This is a genomic window from Mycolicibacterium sp. SMGY-1XX (genome assembly GCF_059132455.1).
In genome coordinates this window covers 140,468-163,505 of sequence record NZ_CP101139.1, presented here as the reverse complement: position 1 = coordinate 163,505, position 23,038 = coordinate 140,468, and the positions used below count along the sequence as shown (strand labels likewise).

Sequence of the window (23,038 nt, the reverse complement as noted above, 5' to 3'; positions counted from 1 at the left end):
CGCGCTTGGCTGTGGTGAAGATCGGTGTCAATCCGTCTCGTCGGGGAAGGCGTTGGCGACCTTTCCGCTGCGCAGGGTGCCGTCCAGGTAGGCCGCCCGGCAGGCGCGGCGGCCGATCTTGCCGCTCGAGGTGCGCGGAATGGCACCCGCCGGCGTCAGCAGCACGTCGCGCACGGTCACGCCGTGCCGGACCGCGATGGCGGCCCGGATGTCGTCGTGGATGGGGCCGACGTCGAGCTTGTGCGCGCCGGGGGCCCGCTCGGCGACGATCACCAGCTGCTCGGAGGTGTCGTCGGGGTCGCGCTTGAGACCGGCGTGGGCGTTGTCGAACACCTCGTCGGGCAGCTGATTGGCCGGCACCGAGAACGCCGCGACGTATCCGGTGCGCAGCGCCCGGCTGGATTCCTGCGCCGAGTACTCCAGGTCCTGCGGGTAGTGGTTGCGGCCGTCGACGATCACCAGGTCCTTGACGCGTCCGGTGATGTACAGGTCACCCTCGTAGAAGGCGCCGTAGTCGCCGGTGCGGACCCAGAAGCTGTCGTCGTCGGCGCCCTCGGCGTGCGACGGGCTGGTGCGCGATTTCAGGATGTTCCGGAACGTCTCCTGGGTCTCGGCTTCCTTGCCCCAGTAACCGGTGCCCATGTTCTGCCCGGTGATCCAGATCTCGCCGATCTGGCCGTCGGGCAGCTCGGTGGCGGTGTCCGCATCGACGATGACGGCCCATTCGGCGACGCCGACCTTACCGGCGGATGCCTGCGCGACGGCCTTCGGCGAATCCTCGGACACCTCGACGAAGCGGTGGTTGTTCAGCTCGTCGCGGTCGACGTTGACGATCTTCGGGTGTTCCCCGGACGGGGTGGTCGAGACGAACAGCGTGGCCTCGGCCAGACCGTAGGACGGTTTGATGGCCTGCGGCGGGAAACCGTACGGGCCGAAGGCCTCGTTGAAGCGGCGGACGGTGGCGGCCGAGATGGGCTCGCTGCCGTTGAGGACAGCCTTGCAGTTCGACAGGTCGATCTCCGGGTCGCCCTCTTTGGGCACCCCGCGGGCCGCGGCGTGGTCGAAGGCGAAGTTGGGTGCCACGGAGATGATCCCGCCGGTGTCATCGGGCTTACGGGCCATCTCGTTGATCCAGCGCTGCGGCCTGCGCACGAAGGCAGCCGGTGTCATGAAGGTGAAGTAGTGCCCGATCATCGGCGAGATCATCGCCGTGATGAGGCCCATGTCGTGGAAGAACGGCAGCCACGACACACCGCGGTCGCCCTCTTCACCCTCGAGCGCTTCGATCACCTGGACGACGTTGGTGGCCAGGTTGAGATGGGTGATCTGCACACCGGTGGGGATCCGGGTGGAGCCGGAGGTGTACTGCAGGTAGGCGATGGTCTCGCGGTCGATCTCGACCGGCTCCCAGGTGGCGCCCACCTCGTCGGGCACCGCGTCGACGGCGATGACACGCGGACGGTCCTTGGCCGGGCGGCTGCGGAAGAACTTGCGCACGCCCTCGGCGGATTCGGTCGTGGTCAGGATCGCCGACGGGGTGCAGTTGTCGAGCACCGCATGCAGGCGGCCGACGTGTCCGGGCTCGGACGGGTCGAACAGCGGCACGGCGATGCGGCCGGAGTACAGCGTGCCGAAGAACGCGACGAGATAGTCGAGGTTCTGCGGGCAGAGGATCGCGACCCGGTCGCCGGGCTGGGTGACCTGCTGCAGCCGGGCGCCCAGCGCGCGGTTGCGGGCGCCGAACTCGGCCCAGTTCAGGTCGCGGGCGATGCCGTCGCGTTCGGTGGAGTAGTCCAGGAAGCGGTAGGCCAGCTTGTCGCCGCGGACCTTGGCCCAGCGCTCGATGTGGCGGACCAGGTTGCCGTTGTCGGGAAAGGTGATGCGCCCGTTCTTGATGAATGGGTTGTGGAACGGCATGCAACTCTCCTTTTAGAACACTCAGGCCGGGGTGGACGGCGGCTGCCTAGTGGGCCGATCTCAGGCCCACCCCAAACCTCACAGATCGTACAGATCCAAACCAGCAGCTTGTCGGACCGACAGCCACATAGGTCTTATTTTTTTCTTAATGTTACGGTCCGGTCAGGCCGTCACCAAATCCAGGTGTCCGGCCGGACCGTTATGCGCCCGGCCCTGCGTCGTCCTCGTACCTCGGACTCCTAGACCGGCCGGTCAGCCGTGTTTCGGTTGCGGCGCGTTCTCGATCAGTCCACGGGCCCAATTCTGCGTCCAGACCGTCGCGGGCTGACCATCGAGATTCCAGAACTGCGGTGTGGCGTACAGCGCGTGCACCGGCTGCCCGGCACCCCCGGCCAGCACCTCGAGCGTGGCCGGCAGGTTGACGATGTTGAACGCCTGCTCCGGAGCCGCGCAGATCAGGTCACCCGCGGCGCAGATCTGGTTGGCCCGGTCGTTGAGCATCCCGAACCCGCCCGGCCGCGGGCCCGTCATCGACAGGCCGAGCGTCGACAACGTCGGCACCTCGTGCAAGGTGATCTCCGCGCCCTGGCCCGGCGGGGTGGGGCCGATGTCGATACCCACCCCGGACTGCCGGCGGCCGTCGGCGATCAACGTCACACCCAGCACCAGGTCCTCGTCGACCGGACCGCGCCCGTTGCCGATGTCGCTGGCGATGTCCCCGGCGATCACCGCACCCTGCGAGAAGCCGGCCAGCACATAACTGGTCAGCGGGCAGCGGGTGTTCATGTCGGTGATCGCCTTGACGGCGGCGCGGGTGCCCTCGGCGCGGCTGTCGTTGTACGACATCTGCCCGTCGGCGGAGAACGGATTGTGGAACTGCGCGGTGTACGGAACGGTGAACACCTGCACCCGCTCGGGCGCGAACGACTCGATGATCGGCCGGCTGACGCCCAGCATCAGGGAACGCGGGAACTGCGTCGGATTCAGCGGGTCATCGGTCGGTGACGACTCCCACGTGCCCGGGATGGAGATCATCTGCACATCCGGGCAGCTGGCGTCCTGGAACTCCGGGCGCGGTTTCTTGCCGGGAGTGGTCTCCGTCGGCGGAACCGCCGTGGGCGGCACCGCGGTCTGCGACGACTCCGGCTGCCGCACCACGATCACCACGATGACGGCGACGAGCGCCACCACGATCGCCACCGCGGCGGCGGCCACCACACCGAGAACCCGATGCCGCTTGCGTTTCGCAGCTTGTTTAGGGCGCTGTGTACTACGGGACTTCTTGGCCATGTGAAAAGTGGGATTCTTCCGTTAGCAGAGGTGTTCGGTGGCGATCCGGATGTACTGCGCGGTGGTCTCGTCGACCTGCGCGGCGATCGCGGTGACCGCGGTGTTCGGGTTCATGTCATGGATCTCGCCGCGCACCAGGGGGAACACGAAGTCCCACACTCCCTGGTCACTCTGGCCGGCGTTGCGGGCCTGGCACACATAGCTGCCGATCGACAGCGCCATCAGGTCACTGGAACGGCGCACCCCGGACGTACCGAGGGCATCGAGATAGGCGTGCTGCTGGGGGGTCATCGACAGTTCGCTGGCATTGGGGGCGCTGGGTAGCGTGCCGTCGGATCCGCCGGGGCCAGGAACGGCGGCCGCATTCGACCGCGGAGGTGCGACGCTGGTCATCACGTCGTCACCGGAGCAGCCGCTGAGCAGCAGGACCACGGCCGCGGATATCAGAGCCGCCGACACGATCGCCGTGGGGAAACGTCCCCGCCCAGGCGATCCGATTGTCGGTTGCATCCTTCCAAGGTACCGGCTCGCTCCCTGGCAACTCGCCGATGTGCGACACGTGCCACCAGGCGCGGCGCGCGTGGGCACCGCCGGGCGAATCAGGCGATGGCAGCGACGATGTCACCGGACATCGCGCCGAGCTGCGGGGCCCACGACCCCCAGCCGTGATCACCGCTGGTGGGGAAATCGAAATGCCCATTCGCCCCGCCGATGCTGCGGTAATGCGCGTAGAACGTGCGATTGCTGCCCTGCGCCTGGTCGGCGTAGCCGATCATCGCGGCCGGGTCACTGGCCGTGAGTGTCTGCGGGCTGTACACCCAGATGCGAGTGTTGTTGTCCACCAACAGCTGTGCGTGCACATCCGGGTCATGCCACTTCCACCGGCCGAACTGTGCCGGACCCCACATCAGGTTGGTGTCGACGCCGCCGAAGCGCATCATGCCGTCGTGCAGCGCGCCGTTGAGGAAGGTGTTGGACGGGGTGAGGAATCCCGACAGCGAGCCGGCGTAACGGAACCGGTTGGGGTAGAACTCGGCCAGCGTGATCGCGGCGGTGCCACCCTGGGCGGCGCCGACGATCGCGTGCCCGTCCGGTGCCAGGCCCTTGTTGGCCGCCAGCCAGTTCGGTAGCTCGGTGGCCAGGAACGTCTCCCACTGTTTGCCGCCGTCCTGCTCCCAGTTGGTGTACAGGCTGTAGGCCCCGCCTGCCGGTGCCACCACCGACACGCCCTTGCCGGCGAAGGTGTTCATCGCGTTGCCCGCGGTGACCCAGTTACTCACCTCGGGGGCGCCGTTGAAGGCGTCGAGCAGGATCACCGCGTGCGGACCGCCGCCCTGGAACGCGACGGGAATCGAACGTCCCATCGCGGCCGACGGAACCTGGAGGTACTCCACGGTGTCCGCCTGTGCGGCCGGGGCGGCCGCGCTCCACATGGCGCCCGTCAGGATCAGCACGCCCAGCAACCGCAGCACGTTCGACAGCCAGTTCACGAAAGGTAGTGAACCACATCACGGTAGCCGCGGAGGCCGAGTCCTCGGGGTTCGAGTGTCACTCCACGGCGGGAAATCCGCCCGGATCCCGCCACACCGTGACACTCGAAAAGACGAACGGCGGCGACCCGTCAGGGTCGCCGCCGTCGTACGTACTTCTGTGGACTAGCCGCCGGCGCTCGCGGGAGCCACCTCGGCTGCCGGGTCGGCCGGCGCCGCCAAGGCCGCCGGATCGTTCGGCACCGCGCCCAGCACACGCTGGATGTCGGGCTTCATCATCTGCAACTGCTGTCCCCAGTACGGCCAGTCGTGCGTGCCGCCGTCGGGGAAGTTGAAGACGCCGTTGGTGCCGCCGGCGGCGGCGTACTCGTCCTTGAAGGTCCTGTTCGTGCGGATGGTCAGGCCCTCCAGGAACTTGGCGGGCAGGTTGTTACCCGCGATGTTTCCGTTGACCTCGGCAGGGTTGCCGTCGCCGCAGTAGACCCAGATGCGGGTGCCGTTGGCGACCAGCTGGCCGATGTTGACCATCGGATCGTTGCGCTTCCAGGCGCTGTTGGGGTCCTCGGTGCGGCCCCACATGTCGTTGGCGTCGTAACCGCCGGCGTCACCCATGGAGATGTTGATCAGCATGGGCCACCAGCCCTCAGACGGGTTCAGGTAACCGGACAGCGACGCGGCGTACTGGAACTGCTGCGGGTGGTAGATGGCCAGCGTCAGGGCGGACGAACCGGCCATCGACAGACCCACGGCCGCGGTGCGGCTGGAATCCACACCCTTCTGCGAGGCCAGGTAAGCGGGCAGTTCCTGGGTCAGGAAGGTCTCCCACTTGTAGGTCTGGCAGCCGGTCTTACCGCAGGCCGGGGAGTACCAGTCGCTGTAGAAGCTGGACTGTCCGCCGACCGGCATGACGACCGACAGGCCCGAGCCGTAGTACCACTCGAACGCCTGGGTGTTGATGTCCCAGCCGTTGAAATCGTCCTGGGCGCGCAGGCCGTCGAGCAGGTAGACCGCCGGCGAGTTCGGTCCGCCGCTCTGGAACTGGACCTTGATGTCGCGGCCCATTCCGGCCGACGGCACCATCAGGTACTCCACGGGCAGACCCGGCCGGGAGAACGCCCCGGCGGTTGCCGAGCCTCCGACGGCACTGACCAGCCCGGGCAACACGGCCGCGGCGGCCACTGCCGCCATCAGCTTCCGGCCCCAGGTGCCGCGCACCTTTTCGACCAACTTCATAAACTCGTTCCGTCCCATTGCATTTCCATCTTCCGTTCTGCCGCACGCCATCGGTGGCTTCACGACTGGGCGACATTGCCCGGTCAGTCAACCACACCTCGTGTGATCGTTCTGTTTTCAGTTGTGGTCAGGTCTCGTTCCGACAGCGCATTTCAGCTGTTCAGAGTGGCCAGCAGGTCCGGTTTCATGGCCTGCAGCTGACCGCCCCAATAGCCCCACGAGTGGTTGCCCGCGGGTGGGAAGTCGAAGGTGGCGTTGCGCCCGCCCGCCTCGGTGTAGCGGTCCCGGAAGCGCAGATTGCTCGCCACGGCCAGGGACTCCAGACTCGACGCGCTGAGCGCGATACCAGGGTCGGTGTTCTCGTCGATCGGCGTCTGGCCGCCAGGTGCGCAGTAGATCCACAGCCGGGTGTTGTTGTTCACCAGCAACTGCACCTGTTCGGTGGGATCGTTGCGTTTCCACGCCGGATCCCACGGCGCTCCCCACATGTTGTCGACGTTGTAGCCACCGGCGTCGAGCATCGCGATCCGGATCGCCTGCTTCATGAACGGTGTCGACGGGTTGAGGAAACCGGACAGCGAGGCGGCGTAGCGGAACTGGTCGGGGTGATAGGCCGCCAGGATCAGCGCGGCACCGCCTGACATGGACAGCCCCACGACGGCGTTACCGGTGCGCGAGACGCCCTTGCTCTCGGCCAGATAGGCCGGCAGCTCGCGGGTGAGGAAGGTCTCCCACTTGTACGTGTAGGGCTGGTTGTTGAAGTTCGACGGCGAGTACCAGTCCGAGTAGAAACTCGACTGCCCGCCGACAGGCATGACCGTGGCGATACCGGAGTCGTGGAACCACTCGAACGCGGCGGTGTTGATATCCCAGCCGTTGTAGTCGTCCTGCGCGCGCAGCCCGTCGAGCAGGTACACGGCCTTGCTCTGTGCCTCCGGGCCCCCGGCCCCTTGGAACTGGACCCGGACGTTGCGGCCCATGGCACCGGAGTAGACGTCCAGGTACTCCACCGGGAGCCCGGGCCGGGAGAAGGCCTCGGCCGCGGGAGTGCCGCCGGTGGCGTCGACCAGGACGGCGGGCAGCATCGACACCGCAGTGATGGCGGCGGCAAGCCGCGCCACGAACCGGCTTTTGCTCTTCGCGCGCGCAGTGGCCCACTTGCTCACGTGGTCTACACCGTCCGTTCGTTCGTCAATGTCGCGGCGTTGTCGTCAAACGCAACGGTTCCGTGGCACAGCTCGCGGTGGTGTCCACACATGACTGGGTATCGCTGCAAGAACTACTCAGCGTTACCGATTGGGATCCCTGTCGGCCAATAGTCAACCAACACTCAAGGACCCGATGCCGGTAAGCCAGTGTAAGGGGTCACGTTCAGAACGGGCTCATCCAGCCCGCAGCGGAGCAGCTCGTACTGGGGCACCCGATCGATCCGGTACTGGGTGTACTGGTACGCATGCAGCACGTTCGACAGGAACCTGCGTGGCCCGAGCGGACCCCGGATCGACGACAGCACCGATTCCGTGGCAGGGCATTTCAGCGCGGCCTCGGCCTGGATGATCCAGTTCTCGTCGATATAGGAGGGAATCCACTCCTTGGTCTTGAGGAACGGCCCCTCCGCGATCGCCCAATCCGGGTACAGATTCTTGTCGTGGCCGATCCGGCCGTCCTCCAGCCGCTGGGTGTGCGCGGCCAGCGGGTTTGCCAAGCCGATCTGGTCGATGACCCGCACGTCGAGGCCGACGTTCATGGCCGTCATGCCCATGTTGGTGAAATACACTGTGTGCGGGCCCTTGTAGTTCCGCCGCTCCGCCGGGGTGAGCCCCGCAGGGGGCGGCACGGCCGGCACCACATCCCACATGTCGTAGTTGCCAGCCGGCAGCAGCAGCGCGCCGTCGGGAGTGTTGTTGATGGCCACCACCATGGCGCGCATCCGTGGATAGTCCAGGTAGTCGGCGGCCGTCAGCGGGTGGGCGTTGCCGGTGGCCTGGGCGTAGAAACGGCGCTCGTCGACGATGCCGCTGTAGGTCACCCGGGTGGCGTCCTTGCCCATTCCCGGTGAGTTGGCCGCCCACACCGTCCATCCGATCACCGCGGCCCACAGCACCGTGGTGGCGCCTGCCACCACCAGACCCGCCTCGCGGGAGAAGCGGGCCCCGGCCGGGCTCACGACCGGGATCACCGCGATCGGGGCGAGCATGCAGAACACCGGCGTCAGCAACACCCGGCCGTGCATGAAATCGCCGCCTTGGCGCACCCAGTAAACACCCTGGAGCAGCCCGCTCAGCACGAAGAAGACGACGATCGCCGCCGGGCTCTGCACGGTGCGGGCAATCCGCCCGTAGTCGGCCGGCGCGCTGCTGCGGGGCCGCGGGGACCGGGCCCGCGACAGCGCCAACAGCACGCCGAGGCCGACCAGCAGAACCGCCGGGATCCACAACAGATACGGCTGATTGAAGTTGGTCAGATAGATCCAGCCCTGGGCCCACTTCGCCCCGGACGCGTCCTTGGCGACGGCGGTGCCGGGAACGATCAGCACGTAGTACCCCATGCGGAAGATCTGGTAGCCCACCGGCAGCAGCCCGCCCGCCACCACGATGAGCGTCCGGGTGCTCCAGCGGCGGGCCGCGATGAGCATCATCACCAACGCCAGCCCGCCGATGAGTGCGAGCTCGGGGCGCACCAGCACCGACAGACCGGCGACGAACGCGAGTGCGCCGGTGAACCAGGGCCCGGCCGCATCTCCGCCGGCCTGTCCGCGCGCGGCGGCCGTGCGAGGTGCCTGCGACCAGCAGACCAGCATCCACCACAACAGCCCCAGATAGCTGATGACCAGCCCGTTCTCCAGGCCGGAGGTGGCGAAATCACGCGCCGGGGGGATCGCGATGTAGACCAGGACGCCGGCCGGCAGCAGCAGTGCCCGGCGGCCCCGCAGGCCGGGGGTGTACAACCGCGCGGTGCCGAGCATCACCAGGATCACACCGATGACGCTGAGCCCCAACGCCAGCGCCAGCGCGATGTACTCGAGCCGGATGGGGCCGCCGATGACGCTGCCGAAGTAGGTCAGATACGTCCACACGGTGGAGGTGTTGGATTCGACGCGCTCACCGGCGTTGAACACCGGGCCGTTGCCGGCCAACAGATTACGCACGGTCCGCAGCACGATGAGGCCGTCATCGGCGATCCAGCGTCGCTGCCAGGCGCCCCATGCGAACAGTCCCGCCGCGACGACCACGCTGAGCCACAGGCTGATCCGTACCGACCAACCGAGCCTGGGCACCAGCACGGCCTCAGCTGAGGACGGCCGCGGCACCGACCGTTCCGATCCAGGCCACCGCCAGGAACTGCAGCACGCGGTCCCGCAGCGCGATATCCTCCGGCTCACCGGCCAGCCCACCGTCGATGTCGACGGCATAGCGCAGGATCGCAACCGTGAACGGCACCATCGAGACCGCGAACCAGGACCCGCCTCCGCCGCCGTCACGCTCGAAGGCCCACAGGCCGTAGCAGAGCACCACGGCGGTGGCCGACAGCGTCCACACGAAGCGCAGGTAGCTACTGGTGTAGGCCTCCAACGACTTCCGGATCTTGGCGCCGGTGCGTTCGGCGAGCTGCAGTTCGGCGTAGCGCTTTCCGGCCGCCATGAACAACGAGCCGAACGCCATCACCAGGAGGAACCACTGCGACAGCGGGATGTCGGCGGCCACGCCGCCGGCGATGGCCCGGATCAGGAAGCCTGAGGAGACGATGCAGATGTCCAGCACTGCTTGGTGTTTGAGGCCGAAGCAGTACGCCAGCTGGATCACGATGTAGAGGGCCATCACCACCGCGAGATCCGGTGTGGTGAGCCAGGAGATCACCAACGAGGCCACCCCCAGCACGATGGCCAGGCCGTAGGCCAGGCCTTCGGGCACCACGCCGGCGGCGATGGGGCGGAACCGCTTGGTGGGATGGGCCCGGTCCGCCTCAACATCGCGGGCGTCGTTGACCAGGTAGACACACGATGCGGCCAGACAGAAGACCACGAAGGCGATCCCGACCTTGGTCAGCACGTCGACGTAGTCGTAGCGGACGTCGCCGCCGAGTGCGGCCAGCGGGGCCGCCAGCACCAGCAGGTTCTTCACCCACTGCCGAGGACGCAGCGCCTTGACGATGCCCGAGGCGAGGTTCTTCGGCGGTCCGGCGACCGGCGCAGCTTCTTCACTCACGACCGCGACTCCTTGAGAACGAGATCCACACCCTTGGCGACCGCCGCGCCCACCGCCACGCCGGTGGCCACATCGCTGGGGTAGTGCACCCCGAGTACCAAGCGGGACAACACCATCGGCGGGATGACGATCGCGGGCAGCGGCAGACCGCTGGCCTTGCCGAGCAGGATCGCCGCCGCGGTGCTGGAGGTGGCATGCGCCGACGGGAAGCTGAGCTTGCTCGGCGTGCCGACGTTGACCGCGATATCGGGATGGCTGGGCCGCTGCCGGCCCACGGCGAATTTGATGGCGATGGCCGAGGCGTGGGCCAGCAGTGCACCCAACCCGGCCGCCAGCCAGGCCCGGCGCTTGCGGGGCTGGACCAGGGCACCGAGCACGGCCAGACCCAGCCAGCCTTGGGCATGCTCACCGAAATGGGACAGCGCCGTGGCGGCGGGCAGCACACCCGGTTTGTCGGCAAGCGCGGACTGCACCGCCACCAACACGGCGTCCTCGCCGCGCGGAGTGTCAGACATCGATGGCTTTCGCGTCAGAGTCCAACAGAACGGTCTCCCACTTCTGCGTGCTGGTCAGCGTCGGCAGCGCGGCGCGGTACTCCCGGCGCATGCGGTTGAACCTGCGGCCCAGAAGCGCCTGGCGTTTCAGCGATTCGCGTAGCAGTGCGAACATCTTCGCGCGGTCGCGCTGCCGGAAGACGACGCCGCGGCCGTCGGCGGTGGTGACGGTGACGCCGTCGACCTTGCTCAGCGAGAACCAGCGGGCATCCTGGGTGGCGACGTTGATCTGCGGGCGCCGGTGGTGCTCGGGGTCGTGCGTGGTGAGCTGGTGCAGCACGCCGCGGGCCAACCGCCACGAGATCGCCACCGGCCCAACGGGAATGCTGACCTTCTTGCGCCACCGCTTGTCCGACGGGGTGGGCAAGGTGGTGGCGCTGGGCAGCACCACCGCGTCGGGGAACTGCTCGCGCATCTTGCGGATGTCGGGCAGCGCGGACTCCAGGATCGAGAAGATGTGCTCCGGCCCGGCCAGGAAGTCGTCCATCGCCTTGTTCTGGATCGCGACGGTCGAATACTCAAGGCACAGAAGGTGTTTGATGGTGGCCTTGAGATGGCTCGCGAGCAGTCCCTTGATGTTGCCGTCCCAGTGCAGGGCGGCCACCACCAACCGGTTGCGCAGGTGGAAGTACGCCTGCCAGTCGATCGCGTCGTCCTTGTCGCTCCACGCCATGTGCCAGATCGCGGCGCCGGGCAAGGTGACGGTGGGATAGCCGTGTTCACCGGCGCGCAGACCGTAGTCGGCGTCGTCCCATTTGATGAACAGCGGCAGCGGCTGGCCGAGTTCCTCGGCGACCTGCCGCGGGATCATGCACATCCACCAGCCGTTGTAGTCGACGTCGACGCGCCGGTGCAGCAGCCTGCTGCGGTACTCCTCTTCGTCGTTGAGGGGGTACTTGGCGAAGTTGTGGTCGTATTCGGTGTTGACGGCGTTGGTCCACATGAAGTTGGTGGCGTCGACCATCTCACCCATGACGTGCAGATGCGACGGTTCCTGCAGGTTGAGCATCTGGCCGCCCACCAGGGTCGGGGTCTTGGCGAACCGGTTGAGCGCCAGCGCCCGCAGGATCGAATCGGGTTCGACGCGAATGTCGTCGTCCATGAACAGGATCTGTTCGCAGTCGGTGTTCTTCAGCGCCTCGTACATCACGCGGCTGTAGCCGCCGGACCCGCCCAGGTTGGGCTGGTTGTGAATCGTGAGCCGGTCACCCAGGGCGGCGGCCGCCGCGGCGAAGTCGGGGTGGTCCTTGGCCTTCTTGGTGCCCTGGTCCGACACGATGACCGCGGTGATCACCTTGTCCACCAAGGGATCCGAGGTCAGTGCGGCCAGCGCGTTGACGCAGTCCGAGGGCCGGTTGAAGGTGGGGATACCGACGGCGACGTTTGCGCGGCCCGGCGCCGCGACCGGTGCGTACCAGCCTGCGTTGTGCAGCGTGCATTGGGCGTTGGTGGTGATGTCGAACCAGATCCAGCCGCCGTCCTCGAACGGGGTGAGCTCGATCTCGAACTCCACGACGGCGGGCTTGCCGTCGTCGCCGCTGGCGATCGGTGCACCGCCGACGGTGATGCGGGCCCCGGTGGCCTTGGACCGGTAGACATCCACGCGCGCGCTGCCGCTCAACTCCACCCGCAGCACCACCGACTCCAGCGTCGACCACCGACGCCAGTAGCTGGCCGGGAACGCGTTGAAGTACGTCGCGAACGACACCTCGGATTCGGCGCCGATCTCGAGTTCGGTGCGGGTCGGGGCGTGCGCACGCTTGGCGTTGGTGTCCGATTCCTCGATGTAGAGCTTGCGGACGTCCAGTGGTTCGCCGGGGCGGGGCAGGATGACGCGGGCCAGCAGGCTGACCGCCCGTGACTCGTCGGCGGCCAGTGCGCCGGAGGGAATCTCGCTCATGAGCTTTCTGTGCCTGTCTCACCCAGCGGCGCACCATCGACAAGGTGCGGCGCCAGGGTGTTGTCGTACATGTTGAGCGCACTGGCGATCGCCATGTGCATGTCGAGGTACTGGTAGGTGCCCAGCCGGCCACCGAAGAGCACCTTGGCTTCTGCGGTCTCCTTCTTCGCCCTGGTGCGGTAGGCGGTCAGCAGCGAGCGGTCGGCCTCGGTGTTGATCGGGTAGTAGGGCTCGTCATCGTCGGCGGCGAATCGCGAGAACTCCCGCATGATGACCGTCTTGTCTTCCGGGTAGGCCCGCTCGGGGTGGAAGTGCCGGAACTCGTGGATCCGGGTGTAGGGCACGTCGGGATCGTTGTAGTTCATCACCGGAGTGCCCTGAAAATCCCCGGTTTCGAGTACGTCGACCTCGAAATCCAGTGTGCGCCAGCCGAGTCGGCCCTCGGCGTAGTCGAAGTAGCGGTCCAGCGGGCCGGTGTAGACAACCGGAGCCGACGGGGACGCTTCGCGCAGCGACTCGCGCACGTCGAACCAGTCGGTGTCCAGCCGGACGTCGATACGCTCGTCGGCGGCCATGTTCTCCAGCCACGCGGTGTAGCCGTCGACCGGCAGGCCCTCGTAGGTGTCGTTGAAGTAGCGGTTGTCGAAGGTGTAGCGCACCGGTAGCCGGGTGATGTTGGCAGCGGGCAGATCCTTGGGATCGGTCTGCCACTGCTTGGCCGTGTAGTGCTTGACGAAAGCCTCGTAGAGCGGGCGCCCGATCAGTGAGATGGCCTTCTCTTCGAAATTAGCGGCGTCGATCGCCGAAATTTCGCTGGCCTGCTCCTTGATCAGCGCCCTGGCCTCGTCGGGGGTGAAGTAGCGACCGAAGAACTGCGACACCAGGCCCAGGCCCATCGGGAACTGGTAGGCCTGCCCGTTGTACATGGCGAAGACGCGGTGCTGGTAGGAGGTGAACTCGGTGAACTGCCGCACGTAATCCCACACCCGCTTGTTGGAGGTGTGGAACAGGTGTGCGCCGTACTTGTGGACCTCGATGCCGGTCTGCGGCTCGGGTTCGGAGTAGGCGTTACCGCCGATGTGGGGACGCCGATCGAGGACGAGGACCCGCTTGTCCAGCTGGGTCGCTACGCGCTCGGCAATGGTCAGGCCGAAGAATCCGGACCCGACAACAAACAGGTCGTAAGTCATCGGCAGTCAGGGTATCCGACCGCCGCCCTGTGACCGATCGGGCCGCGCGGCGCAACTCGTCGTTACCCAGCTGTTGCGTCCGGGTTCGCCTGCCGCGGCCGTGGCGGCGCTGCGACCAGGCAGGGGTTCGGATTGCGCGCCGGCAACGGCATGACAGACCAACATCGCGATTCGTTCACGATTCGGTCTCGCCACTCTAGTCACACCAGTCACGCCCCTACCATCGAACACGTTGCTTATCCAGAACACACGTAGTCCAGATATTGAGGAGACTTCCGTGCCGAACCGACGTCGACGCAAGCTCTCGACAGCCATGAGCGCAGTCGCCGCCCTGGCAGTCGCGAGTCCTTTTGCAGTTGTTGCTGTCACCAGTGCCGACATTCCGCAGCAGCGTGAGTTCACGCAGGCCGCGTATGTGACCGATCTTCCGAACGAGCTGATCTCTGCGCTGTCGCAGGGCCTGTCGCAGTTCGGCATCACCCTGCCGCCGCTGCCGACCGGTCTGAGCCCGGCCGGGGCCATGCCGACCGCAGGCGCCGGGCTGACCAGCCCCGGCCTCACCACGCCGGCGCTGACCACCCCGGGCCTGACCACACCGGCGCTGACGACGCCGGGTCTCACCACCCCCGCCTTGACGACGCCTGGTTTGACGACGCCTGGCCTGTCCACCCCTGGGTTGACAACGCCTGGCCTGACGACGCCTGGCCTGACAACGCCCGGCCTGACGGCGCCCAGTGCCACCGTTCCGCCGGTCACCGTGCCGGGCGCGTCGCTCACCGACGCCAGCCTGACCAACCCGGCGCTGACCAGCCCCGGGCTCACCACGCCCGGCCTGGGTGTGCCCGACCCCGCGTTGACGGTGCCCGGCGCCCTGCCGGTCTCGTCTCCGGGCCTGGGCCTCGGGGTGCCCGGTGAGGTTCCGATCAGCGCTCCGATCGGACTGGATCCGATGGCGGGCACCTACCCGATCCTGGGCGATCCGTCGCTGGGCCTGGGCGTGCCCGCGGCGGCGACCGGTGGCGGCGGCCTGATCAGCGACCTGAGCAGCGCCGCGCAGTCACTGGGCGCGGGACAGGCGATCGACCTGCTCAAGGGTGTGGTGATGCCGGGCATCATGGGCGCCATCAAGTCGGCCCAGCCGGCCGCGGCCGCCGCGCCGCTGCCGGTGCCACCCCCGCCCGCCTGATCTGACAAAGCCTGTAACCAAACGGCACCGCAGGGGTGGGCTCACCCCAACCCCCTCCACGAGCCCACAAAACCCTGCGGTGCCGTTGCAGGTGGCACGTCGCCACAAATTTCACACGCTTCCCATTAATGCCGTGTCGAAACATCAGTAACAACTAGCGCATACGTAACATCGGGCCGTGCCGCGTCGTCGTCCCGCACCACTGCTGCTCCTCACCGCCATCGCGGCGTCGGTGGTCCTGGTGCCGTGGGCCATCGACGGTGTTCCGCCCGGCGTGGATGTACCGCAGGCCGCCGACACCCGGCTGGTCGAAGAACCCCTGGCCGGCCTCGGCGGTGGCGAGACCGTCCGGGAGATCACCCAAGACGCCCCGTTCTCGATGGTGGCCCTCACCGGCGACGACCTGACCGGAACCGAAGTCAAGGTGCGCGCCAAACACGGTGACGGCAAGTGGGGCCCCTGGTACGACGCCGAGGCGCTGCAGACCAATCCGGACGACACCGGTCTGCGCGGTACCGACCCGGTGTTCGTCGGCCTCACCAACGCCGTGCAGATCTCGGTGACCCGCCCGCCCGGCGCACCCGTGACCACCGCACCCCCCGCGGACGACGGCCCCGAGTTGGGTTACCGCCCCGCCAGCACCGAACGGTCGCTGGCCCAGAACATGTCGGCGATCCTGATCACCCCGCCGCAGGCACCGGCCGACCTGCAGTTCACCGCACCCACGGGCGTGCTGGCGCCAGGACAGCCGCCCAGCGTCATCAGCCGCGCACAGTGGGGTGCCGACGAGTCGATGAAATGCGGCGGCCCGCGCTACGACAAAGGTGTCCGCGCGGCCGTCGTGCACCACACGGCGGGCAGCAACGACTACGCCCCGCAGGACTCCGCGGCGATCGTGCGGGCGGCCTACGCCTACCACACCCGCACCCTGGGCTGGTGCGACATCGCCTACAACGCGCTGGTGGACAAGTACGGGCAGGTGTTCGAGGGCCGCGCAGGCGGGATGGACCGGCCCGTCGAGGGCGGCCACACGGGCGGCTTCAACACCGATACCTGGGGTGTGGCGATGATCGGCGACTTCCAGGTGACCCCGCCCACCGACATCCAGATCCGCACCACCGGGCGCCTGCTCGGCTGGCGGCTCGGGCTCGACAACGTCGACCCCAAGGGCTTCCTGCAACTCACGTCCGCCGGCGGGGCCTACACCCACTTCCCCCGCGGCACCACGCCCACGCTGCCGACCATCTTCACCCACCGTGACGTCGGCAACACCGAGTGCCCCGGCGACGCCGCCTACGCCGCGATGGACCAGATCCGCGACATCGCCGCCCGGTTCAACGAACCCGTCGGCCCCATCACCCTCGAGGACCGGCTACGCGGCGGCGCCATCCACACCAAGTGGAAGCGGATGGGCGGCGACACCAGCCTGCTGGGCGCACCCCGCGGTCCCGAAGCCACCGCCACCGGCAATGCCCGCTACGTCACCTTCGCCCGGGGCGCCATCTACTGGTCACCGGACAGCGGCGCGCAACCCGTGGGCGGCGCCATCTACGACGCCTGGGCCGCCCTCGGCTACGAACGTGGCCTGCTCGGACTGCCCACCAGCGGCGAGATCCACGAACCGCAGTGGATCAAGCAGAACTTCCAGCACGGCACCCTGAACTTCGACCGGGAAACCGGGCTGGTGACCCGCGTGGTCGACGGGGTGGCCCAGGAACTACCCCCGCTGGGGCCCGACGGCCCGCCCGTGCAGCTCGAGCGCTTCACCCCGATCACCCTCGACTAGCTGCCCCGGGCGTCAGTTCCAGAAACGTTCGAGCACCTGCGCCAGCCCGTCCTCGGAATTACGCGCCGTCACCTCGTCGGCGGCTTCCACCGCCTCGGGGTGCGCGTTGCCCATCGCCACCCCGTGGCCGGCCCACCGCAGCATCGGGACGTCGTTGGGCATGTCGCCGAAGGTGACGATCTCTTCGGCGCCGATGCCGAGCGGCTTGGCCACTTCCTCCACACCGGTGGCCTTGCTGATGCCCAGCGGCACGATCTCGATGAGTCCGTTGTTGGTGCTGTAGGTGATATCGCCTTCGATGCCGATGTGCTTCTCCAGCTCGGCAGCCATGTCCGCACTGCGCGCGCCCGCTTTGCGAATCAGCAGCTTGACCGCCGGCGCGGACAACAGGTCCTCGATCGACACCTCGGTGTTGTCCGGGTTCAGCCAGGCGTGCTCGTAACCCGGCGAGCTGACGAACTGCGGGGTGGCGGCGTCGTGTGCGCTGTTACCCACCCGCTCCACGGCCAGCCCCGCTCCCGGGATGACGCGCATCGCGATCTCCGCCAGCACCGTGAGAATGTCCGCCGACAACGTTCGTGCGGACAGGATCCGGTCGGTGGCCGGGTCGTAGAGCACGGCGCCGTTGGCGCACACCGACATCGGCGCGAAGCCCAGCGCGTCCACCACGGGATGGATCCAGCGCGGCGGTCTGCCGGTGGCAAGAATGAACGTCGTCCCCGCGTCCACCGCGGCGCGCACGGCGTCCCGGGTGCGCGGGGTGACGTTCTCGTCGTCGTCGAGCAGGGTTCCGTCGACGTCGGTGGCGATCAGCGCGGGCGGTTTCGTGTCGGTCAACCTCGTTCCGCCTGCCTGCGGGCGCGCTCGGCGAGCTCGGCCTGGTCGAGCAATGTCGCCTCCTCGATGGTCGGGGCTGTCCCGCCGAGCCGCTTCGGCTGCCAGTAGGCGCCGCGCGACCGTGGGTAGTGCTGTTGCACCTGATCCAACACTGCGGACATCCCCGCACGGATGGCCGTATCCAACTCTGCCGGGCTGCCGGTCGGCGGGATCGCCGGGCCGACGTTGACCGTGATGGGAATCTTGTTGCGGCCCAGGTGCTTCGGATGATCCTTCGTCCAGATGCGCTGCGCCCCCCACACGATCAGGGGGACGACGGGCACCTGCGCCTCCAGCGCCATCCGCGCCGCGCCGGTCTTGAAGCCCTTGAGCTCGAAACTGCGGCTGATGGTGGCCTCGGGATACACGCCCACCAGTTCGCCTTCCCGCAGCCGCTGCACGGCGACGGCATAGGCCTCGGCCCCGGCGCGGCGGTCCACCGGGATGGTTCTGGTGTGCTTGATCAGGTAGTTGACCAGCCTCACCCGCTGCATCTCGGCCTTGATCATGAAACGCATCCGCCGACCGCGGCGCTTGGCCGCCAGCGCGGCCGGCAGCCAGTCGAGGTAGCTGGTGTGGTTGATGGCCACCACTGCCCCACCCACCGTCGGGATGTTGTCCAGTCGTTCGTAGGTGATCGCGGTGCCGGTGACTCTGACGAGGGTTTCAGCCGTGATCTCGAGTGTTCGGAAAACCGGCTCCATGCACGCCTACCCCGCACCGGGCCGTTCGACTCTGGCCTGCGCACGCCGGGCGGCCTCCTCCGCGTCCAACCGCGCCGCCTCGGCCAGCGAGGGGGCGCCGCCACCGAGCCGGTGCGGCACCCAGAACTCACCGGGCGGGTGCGGACCGTAACTCTCCTGCACGTGCTCGAGCAGGTGCTGCATCCGGTGATGCAGCAGTTCGGTGAGCTCGGCAGCCGGCAGGGTGGGCTGGATCGGTTCGCCGACGGCGATGGTGATGGGCACCTTGGGCCGCCACATCTTCTTCGGGTGGTCCTTGGTCCAGATGCGCTGAGCGCCCCACACGATGTGCGGCACGATCGGGACGTCGGCCGCGATGGCCATGCGTGCGGCACCGGATTTGAACTCTTTGATCTCGAAGCTGCGGCTGATGGTCGCCTCGGGATAGACGCCGACGAACTCCCCGTCCTTGAGCCGCTTGCAGGCCTCGTCGAACGATTCGGCACCCGCGGCGCGGTCCACCTCGATGTGCCGCAGGCTGCGCATGATGGGTCCGGTGATCTTGTGGTCGAAGACTTCCCGCTTCGCCATGAACCGCACCTTGCGGCCCAGCCCCTGCCGGTAGGCGGGCAGGCCGGCGAAGGTGAAGTCGAAGTAACTGGTGTGGTTGATCGCAATGACCGCGCCTCCGGTGCGGGGCAGGTTCTCGACCCCGGTCACCGTGAACTTCAGCCCCTGCAGCTTCCAGGTGAGCCGCGCAAGCTGGATGACGGTGCCATATACCGGTTCCACAACTGTCGAGCCTATCGCCCTGCGGCGACGCCGCGAATTCGACGGTCTTTGGTCCCCGATACCGGGGCCCTCCGGCGTGCGGCTCGCAACCCCGGCGACAGCTAAGCTCGGGACGGTGCCTCGTTGCCTTCGCAGCGCTTTTCGGCGGGGCTCCGGTTCTTACCAGAGAGGTTTTTGTGCAGGTCACCAGCGTCGGTCACGCCGGCTTTCTGATTGAGACGCACGCGGGCACCATCTTGTGTGACCCGTGGGTCAACCCCGCCTACTTCGGGTCGTGGTTCCCGTTCCCCGACAACAGCCGGCTGGACTGGGACTCCCTCGGGGACTGCGACTACCTCTACGTCTCCCACCTGCACAAGGATCACTTCGATCCGGAGAACCTGCGCCGCCACGTCAACAAGGACGCCACGGTGCTGCTGCCCGATTACCCGGTGCCGGATCTGCGCCGGGAGTTGGAAGCGCTCGGGTTCCACCGCTTCTTCGAAACCACCGACTCGACGAAGCACCGCGTCAGCGGACCCAAGGGCGACCTCGACGTGATGATCATCGCCTTGCGTGCCCCCGCCGACGGACCGATCGGCGACTCCGGGCTGGTGGTCTCCGACGGCGAGACGGTGGCGTTCAACATGAACGACGCCCGCCCCGTAGATCTCGAGGCTCTCGACGTGCAATTCGGTCACATCGACGTGCACATGCTGCAGTTCTCCGGCGCCATCTGGTACCCGATGGTCTACGACATGCCCGAACGCGCCAAGGCGGCGTTCGGCACCCAGAAACGCCAACGCCAGATGGACCGCTGCCGCCAGTACATCGCGCAGGTGGGTGCCACCTGGGTGGTCCCGTCGGCGGGGCCGCCGTGCTTCCTCGATGACGACCTGCGTTTCCTCAACGACGACCACGGCGACCCGGCCAACATCTTCCCCGACCAGATGGTCTTCCTGGAGCAGATGCGCACCCACGGCCACGATCGTGGGTTGCTGATGATCCCGGGCACGCGGGCGGATTTCGCCGGCTCGGAGCTTGTCTCGCTCACGCACCCGCTGCCGGTCGACGACGTCGAGGCCATCTTCACCACCGGCAAGGCGGCCTATATCGCCGACTACGCCGAACGGATGGCGCCCGTGCTGGCCGCGGAGAAGGCCCGCTGGGCGCCGGCCTCCGGCGAGTCGCTGCTCGAGCCGCTGCGTGAGGTCTTCGAGCCGATCATGATCCAGACCGATCAGATCTGCGACGGGATCGGCTACCCGGTGGAATTGCGTCTCGGCGCGGAGACTGTGGTGCTGGACTTCCCCAAACGCGCGGTACGCGAAGCCATTCCGGATGAGAAGTTCCGCTACGGTTTCGAGATCGCCCCGGAGTTGGTGCGCACCGTGTTGCGCGATCGCGAGCCCGACTGGGTGAACACCATCTTCTTGTCCACCCGGTTCCGCGCCTGGCGGGTGGGCGGCTACAACGAATACCTCTACACCTTCTTCAAATGCCTCACCGACGAGCGGATCGCCTATGCCGACGGCTGGTTCGCCGAGGCCCACGACGATTCGGCGTCCATCACCGTCGACGGCTATGAAGTGCAGCGCCGGTGCCCGCACCTGAAGGCCGACCTCTCTAAATTCGGTGTGGTGGAAGGCAATACACTGACCTGCAACCTCCACGGGTGGCAGTGGAACCTCGACAGCGGCCGGTGCCTGACCACCAGGGGCCACGAGTTGCGGAGCCGGAAGCTGTGACCGCACCGCCCCAGCAGTACTACGACGACGGCATGGTCCAGCTGGACCGCTCGGCCATCACGTTGCGCCGTTACCACTTTCCCTCCGGCACCTCGAAAGTGATTCCGTTGCGATCGGTGCGCGGCTACGAAGCCGAGGATCTCGGCATGTTCGTGCAGCGGTTCCGGATCTGGGGTAGCTCCGATCTCCGGCGCTGGTTGCCGCTGGACCTGCAGCGCCCGTTGAAGAACACCCTGGTGACTCTCGATGTGCCGGGCCTCAAATTGCGTCCCGCCTTCACCCCGGCGCGGCCGCAGGAGTTTCTGACCGTGCTCGATGAGCTGCTGCAGCGTTAGAGCGCTAACCGCCGTCGCGGAGCAGAGTCTTCTCGATCACCTTCTGCACTTGGCGCACAAGGAGTTTGCCCGTAGCAGCCGCTGCGCTGCGCACCGCTCCGGGTGGCGCGGGCATCCGGACGGCAACGTCGTCGCCGACACGCAGCAGGCCGGCTCCGGTCACGTCGGCGTACACGCCCAGGAAACGGTCGGTGCGCTCGGCCAGCCTGCGGGTGAGGGTGCGGTCCAGTTCCAGGCCGGGCTGCGGCCGGGTGGGCACCACACAGCGGATGGTGGGAACGGTGATACGCAAACGCGCCGTGCCGATCTCGACCGTCGCCCCCACCCACGCGGTTTCGGGGAAGTCGGCCTCGGGGTCGTCCACCGTGACCACCACATTGGGCCGGAACCGGCGCACGTCGTAGCCGTCCGGTGACAGCGACGCCAGGCTGGTGGTGCTCATCAGGTGAATGGCACTCAGATCCACAAATGTGCCTGGCGGAGTGGAGAACCGCGCCAAGGTCAAGATCTGTTTGGTGGTGAAGACGGAGGTGTCCGGCAGCGCCTCGGTGGCGTCCAGGCCGAAATCGCGACGCACCTCCTCGGCGGCGAAATTGGCCTTGCTCTGGCGCACCGAGAGCCGGTGCGCGCTGGTGTCGTCCAGGGGTGCCAGCGCCGTCAACCGGACGTCGCGGCTCACCAGCTCGGACAACCGGGCATGCACCTGCGGGTCACTGCTGGACACGTCGTCGCCGCCGGGGAAGGTGATCAGCACCTCCGGCACGTTGCCGGGACCGGCGTCGGGGCCGGGCTCGGTGGCATAGCGCGCGGTGCACCCCAACAGCGCCGGGATCCGTCGCGCCGAGGCGGTGATGTCGTTCTCCAGATCGCGCACCGCCCAGAGCCGGTCGGCATGGCCACCGCGCCGATCGATGCGCAACTGCTGGACCTGGCTGCCGCCCATCGACTTCACCGGGAACCGCCACAGCTGAGCCACGGTCGTCACGCCTGCCATGGCTGCAGTGTAGGAGCAGCCGGGCGCGATTCGACGATTCGCGCCCAATTGATGCCGGCCAGGATGAGCGCGGCCCCGACAATCCCGGCCACCGTCACGGGATCCCCGCCCACCAGCACCCCGATCGCGGCGGCCCACAACGGCTCGGTGCCCAGCAGCAGACCCACCCGCGAGGACGACGTCCGCCGCACCGCCCACATCTGCGCCAGGAAGGCGAACACCGTGCACCCGAGGGCGAGATACACCGTCAGCAGCCATCCGCGGGTGTCCAACTCGACGGCGACGGCGCCGACACCACGTCCGACGGGAGCCAGCATCGCGAACACGCCCAGCGCCACGACCAGCTGCACCAACGTCAACCGCGCGGAGTCCAGGCTCCGGCCCACCGACAGCCGGTCGATCACGTTGAGGTGCACCGCCCGCGCCGCGGCGGCCAGCAGGATCAGCACGTCACCGCCACCGGGTGTGTGGAAGGCGCCCCCGCTCAGGACGGCCACCCCGGCGACGGCCACCCCGGCGGCGGGATAGAACGGCGCAGGCAGCCGCCGGCCACTCAGCAGCGGGGTCAGCACGATGGACAGCGAGATCAGCAGGCCCGCATTGGACGGTGAGGTCAGCGTCAGCCCGAGCGTCTCGAGAGTGAGGATCAGGCTCAGGACCATCCCGAACACCACCCCCAGCAGCACCTCCTCGCGGCGAAACTGCGCGAGTCGGGGCGCCAGCACCACGGCCAGCACCGCCGCGGCGACACCGAAGCGCAGTACCAGGAAGGCGAACACGGCATCCGGGGCGACAACCTCATGGGCCGCGAGATAGCTGGACCCCCAGACAACGGCGACGGCCAGCAGGACCAGGTCGGTGCGGGTGGGCATGCCTCATC

20 protein-coding genes are annotated in these 23,038 nt (G+C 67.7%); 4 read left to right on the top strand and 16 right to left on the bottom strand.

What is annotated here, in order from left to right; all coding sequences use genetic code 11:
- Positions 1-27: 27 nt before the first annotated feature.
- From fadD32 to glf, 11 genes are all read right to left on the bottom strand, one after another.
- Positions 28-1,917, bottom strand: coding sequence for a long-chain-fatty-acid--AMP ligase FadD32 (fadD32, locus tag NL241_RS00780; RefSeq protein ID WP_494396501.1), 1,890 nt, complete (start codon positions 1,915-1,917; stop codon positions 28-30).
- A gap of 252 nt (positions 1,918-2,169) precedes the next feature.
- Positions 2,170-3,207: a carboxylesterase Culp6 gene (gene culp6, locus NL241_RS00775; RefSeq protein ID WP_487692220.1), complete on the bottom strand. Its 1,038-nt coding sequence runs from the start codon at positions 3,205-3,207 to the stop codon at positions 2,170-2,172.
- Between the two features lie 21 nt (positions 3,208-3,228).
- Positions 3,229-3,717 carry a DUF732 domain-containing protein gene (locus NL241_RS00770; RefSeq protein WP_487692219.1) on the bottom strand — a complete coding sequence of 163 codons (489 nt, stop codon included), beginning with the start codon at positions 3,715-3,717 and terminating at the stop codon, positions 3,229-3,231.
- An 89-nt stretch (positions 3,718-3,806) separates the two neighbouring features.
- The gene (locus NL241_RS00765; protein WP_487692350.1) at positions 3,807-4,640 is read right to left on the bottom strand and encodes an alpha/beta hydrolase-fold protein; all 834 of its coding nucleotides are present in this window, start codon (positions 4,638-4,640) and stop codon (positions 3,807-3,809) included.
- Between the two features lie 222 nt (positions 4,641-4,862).
- A complete protein-coding gene (locus tag NL241_RS00760; RefSeq protein WP_487692218.1) occupies positions 4,863-5,930 on the bottom strand; it encodes an esterase family protein in 1,068 nt (355 codons plus the stop codon).
- Between the two features lie 152 nt (positions 5,931-6,082).
- Positions 6,083-7,015, bottom strand: a complete 933-nt coding sequence (locus NL241_RS00755) for an alpha/beta hydrolase (RefSeq protein ID WP_487692349.1) — start codon at positions 7,013-7,015, stop codon at positions 6,083-6,085.
- A gap of 245 nt (positions 7,016-7,260) precedes the next feature.
- The gene (aftB, locus tag NL241_RS00750; protein WP_494396500.1) at positions 7,261-9,213 is read right to left on the bottom strand and encodes a terminal beta-(1->2)-arabinofuranosyltransferase; all 1,953 of its coding nucleotides are present in this window, start codon (positions 9,211-9,213) and stop codon (positions 7,261-7,263) included.
- Between the two features lie 4 nt (positions 9,214-9,217).
- Entirely contained in the window at positions 9,218-10,135 is a 918-nt protein-coding gene (locus NL241_RS00745) for a decaprenyl-phosphate phosphoribosyltransferase (RefSeq protein WP_487692216.1), read from the bottom strand.
- Positions 10,132-10,650 (bottom strand): phosphatase PAP2 family protein, encoded by a 519-nt coding sequence (locus NL241_RS00740; protein WP_494396499.1) that lies wholly within the window; start codon positions 10,648-10,650, stop codon positions 10,132-10,134. The genes NL241_RS00745 and NL241_RS00740 overlap by 4 nt, the downstream gene beginning before the upstream one ends.
- Entirely contained in the window at positions 10,643-12,589 is a 1,947-nt protein-coding gene (locus NL241_RS00735) for a glycosyltransferase (protein ID WP_487692214.1), read from the bottom strand. The genes NL241_RS00740 and NL241_RS00735 overlap by 8 nt, the downstream gene beginning before the upstream one ends.
- Positions 12,586-13,779: a UDP-galactopyranose mutase gene (gene glf / locus NL241_RS00730; RefSeq protein ID WP_487692213.1), complete on the bottom strand. Its 1,194-nt coding sequence runs from the start codon at positions 13,777-13,779 to the stop codon at positions 12,586-12,588. The genes NL241_RS00735 and glf overlap by 4 nt, the downstream gene beginning before the upstream one ends.
- Positions 13,780-14,056: 277 nt before the next feature.
- Here glf and NL241_RS00725 point away from each other — a divergent pair, with 277 nt between their 5' ends.
- Both NL241_RS00725 and NL241_RS00720 read left to right on the top strand, forming a co-directional pair.
- Complete coding sequence (locus NL241_RS00725) at positions 14,057-14,965, top strand: hypothetical protein (RefSeq protein ID WP_487692212.1); 909 nt, start codon at positions 14,057-14,059, stop codon at positions 14,963-14,965.
- A gap of 178 nt (positions 14,966-15,143) precedes the next feature.
- A complete protein-coding gene (locus NL241_RS00720) occupies positions 15,144-16,751 on the top strand; it encodes an N-acetylmuramoyl-L-alanine amidase (protein ID WP_487692211.1) in 1,608 nt (535 codons plus the stop codon).
- 12 nt (positions 16,752-16,763) lie between these two features.
- Here the strand turns inward: NL241_RS00720 and NL241_RS00715 are convergent, their stop codons facing one another.
- Genes NL241_RS00715 through NL241_RS00705 form a run of 3 tightly spaced genes read right to left on the bottom strand, consistent with a single transcriptional unit; the run spans position 16,764 to position 19,102 of the window.
- Complete coding sequence (locus tag NL241_RS00715; protein ID WP_487692210.1) at positions 16,764-17,588, bottom strand: HAD family hydrolase; 825 nt, start codon at positions 17,586-17,588, stop codon at positions 16,764-16,766.
- Positions 17,585-18,331 carry a lysophospholipid acyltransferase family protein gene (locus tag NL241_RS00710; RefSeq protein ID WP_494396498.1) on the bottom strand — a complete coding sequence of 249 codons (747 nt, stop codon included), beginning with the start codon at positions 18,329-18,331 and terminating at the stop codon, positions 17,585-17,587. The genes NL241_RS00715 and NL241_RS00710 overlap by 4 nt, the downstream gene beginning before the upstream one ends.
- A gap of 6 nt (positions 18,332-18,337) precedes the next feature.
- Positions 18,338-19,102 carry a lysophospholipid acyltransferase family protein gene (locus NL241_RS00705; RefSeq protein WP_487692208.1) on the bottom strand — a complete coding sequence of 255 codons (765 nt, stop codon included), beginning with the start codon at positions 19,100-19,102 and terminating at the stop codon, positions 18,338-18,340.
- Positions 19,103-19,278: 176 nt separating this feature from the next.
- Here NL241_RS00705 and NL241_RS00700 point away from each other — a divergent pair, with 176 nt between their 5' ends.
- On the top strand, positions 19,279-20,829 hold the full coding sequence (locus NL241_RS00700; RefSeq protein ID WP_487692207.1) for a Rieske 2Fe-2S domain-containing protein: 1,551 nt from the start codon (positions 19,279-19,281) through the stop codon (positions 20,827-20,829).
- A gap of 32 nt (positions 20,830-20,861) precedes the next feature.
- On the top strand, positions 20,862-21,164 hold the full coding sequence (locus NL241_RS00695; RefSeq protein ID WP_487692347.1) for a hypothetical protein: 303 nt from the start codon (positions 20,862-20,864) through the stop codon (positions 21,162-21,164).
- 4 nt (positions 21,165-21,168) lie between these two features.
- Here the strand turns inward: NL241_RS00695 and NL241_RS00690 are convergent, their stop codons facing one another.
- Together NL241_RS00690 and NL241_RS00685 are read right to left on the bottom strand one after the other, a co-directional pair.
- Positions 21,169-22,158, bottom strand: a complete 990-nt coding sequence (locus tag NL241_RS00690; protein ID WP_494396497.1) for an MOSC domain-containing protein — start codon at positions 22,156-22,158, stop codon at positions 21,169-21,171.
- Positions 22,146-23,030, bottom strand: a complete 885-nt coding sequence (locus NL241_RS00685) for a DMT family transporter (protein WP_494396496.1) — start codon at positions 23,028-23,030, stop codon at positions 22,146-22,148. The genes NL241_RS00690 and NL241_RS00685 overlap by 13 nt, the downstream gene beginning before the upstream one ends.
- Positions 23,031-23,038 lie beyond the last annotated feature (8 nt).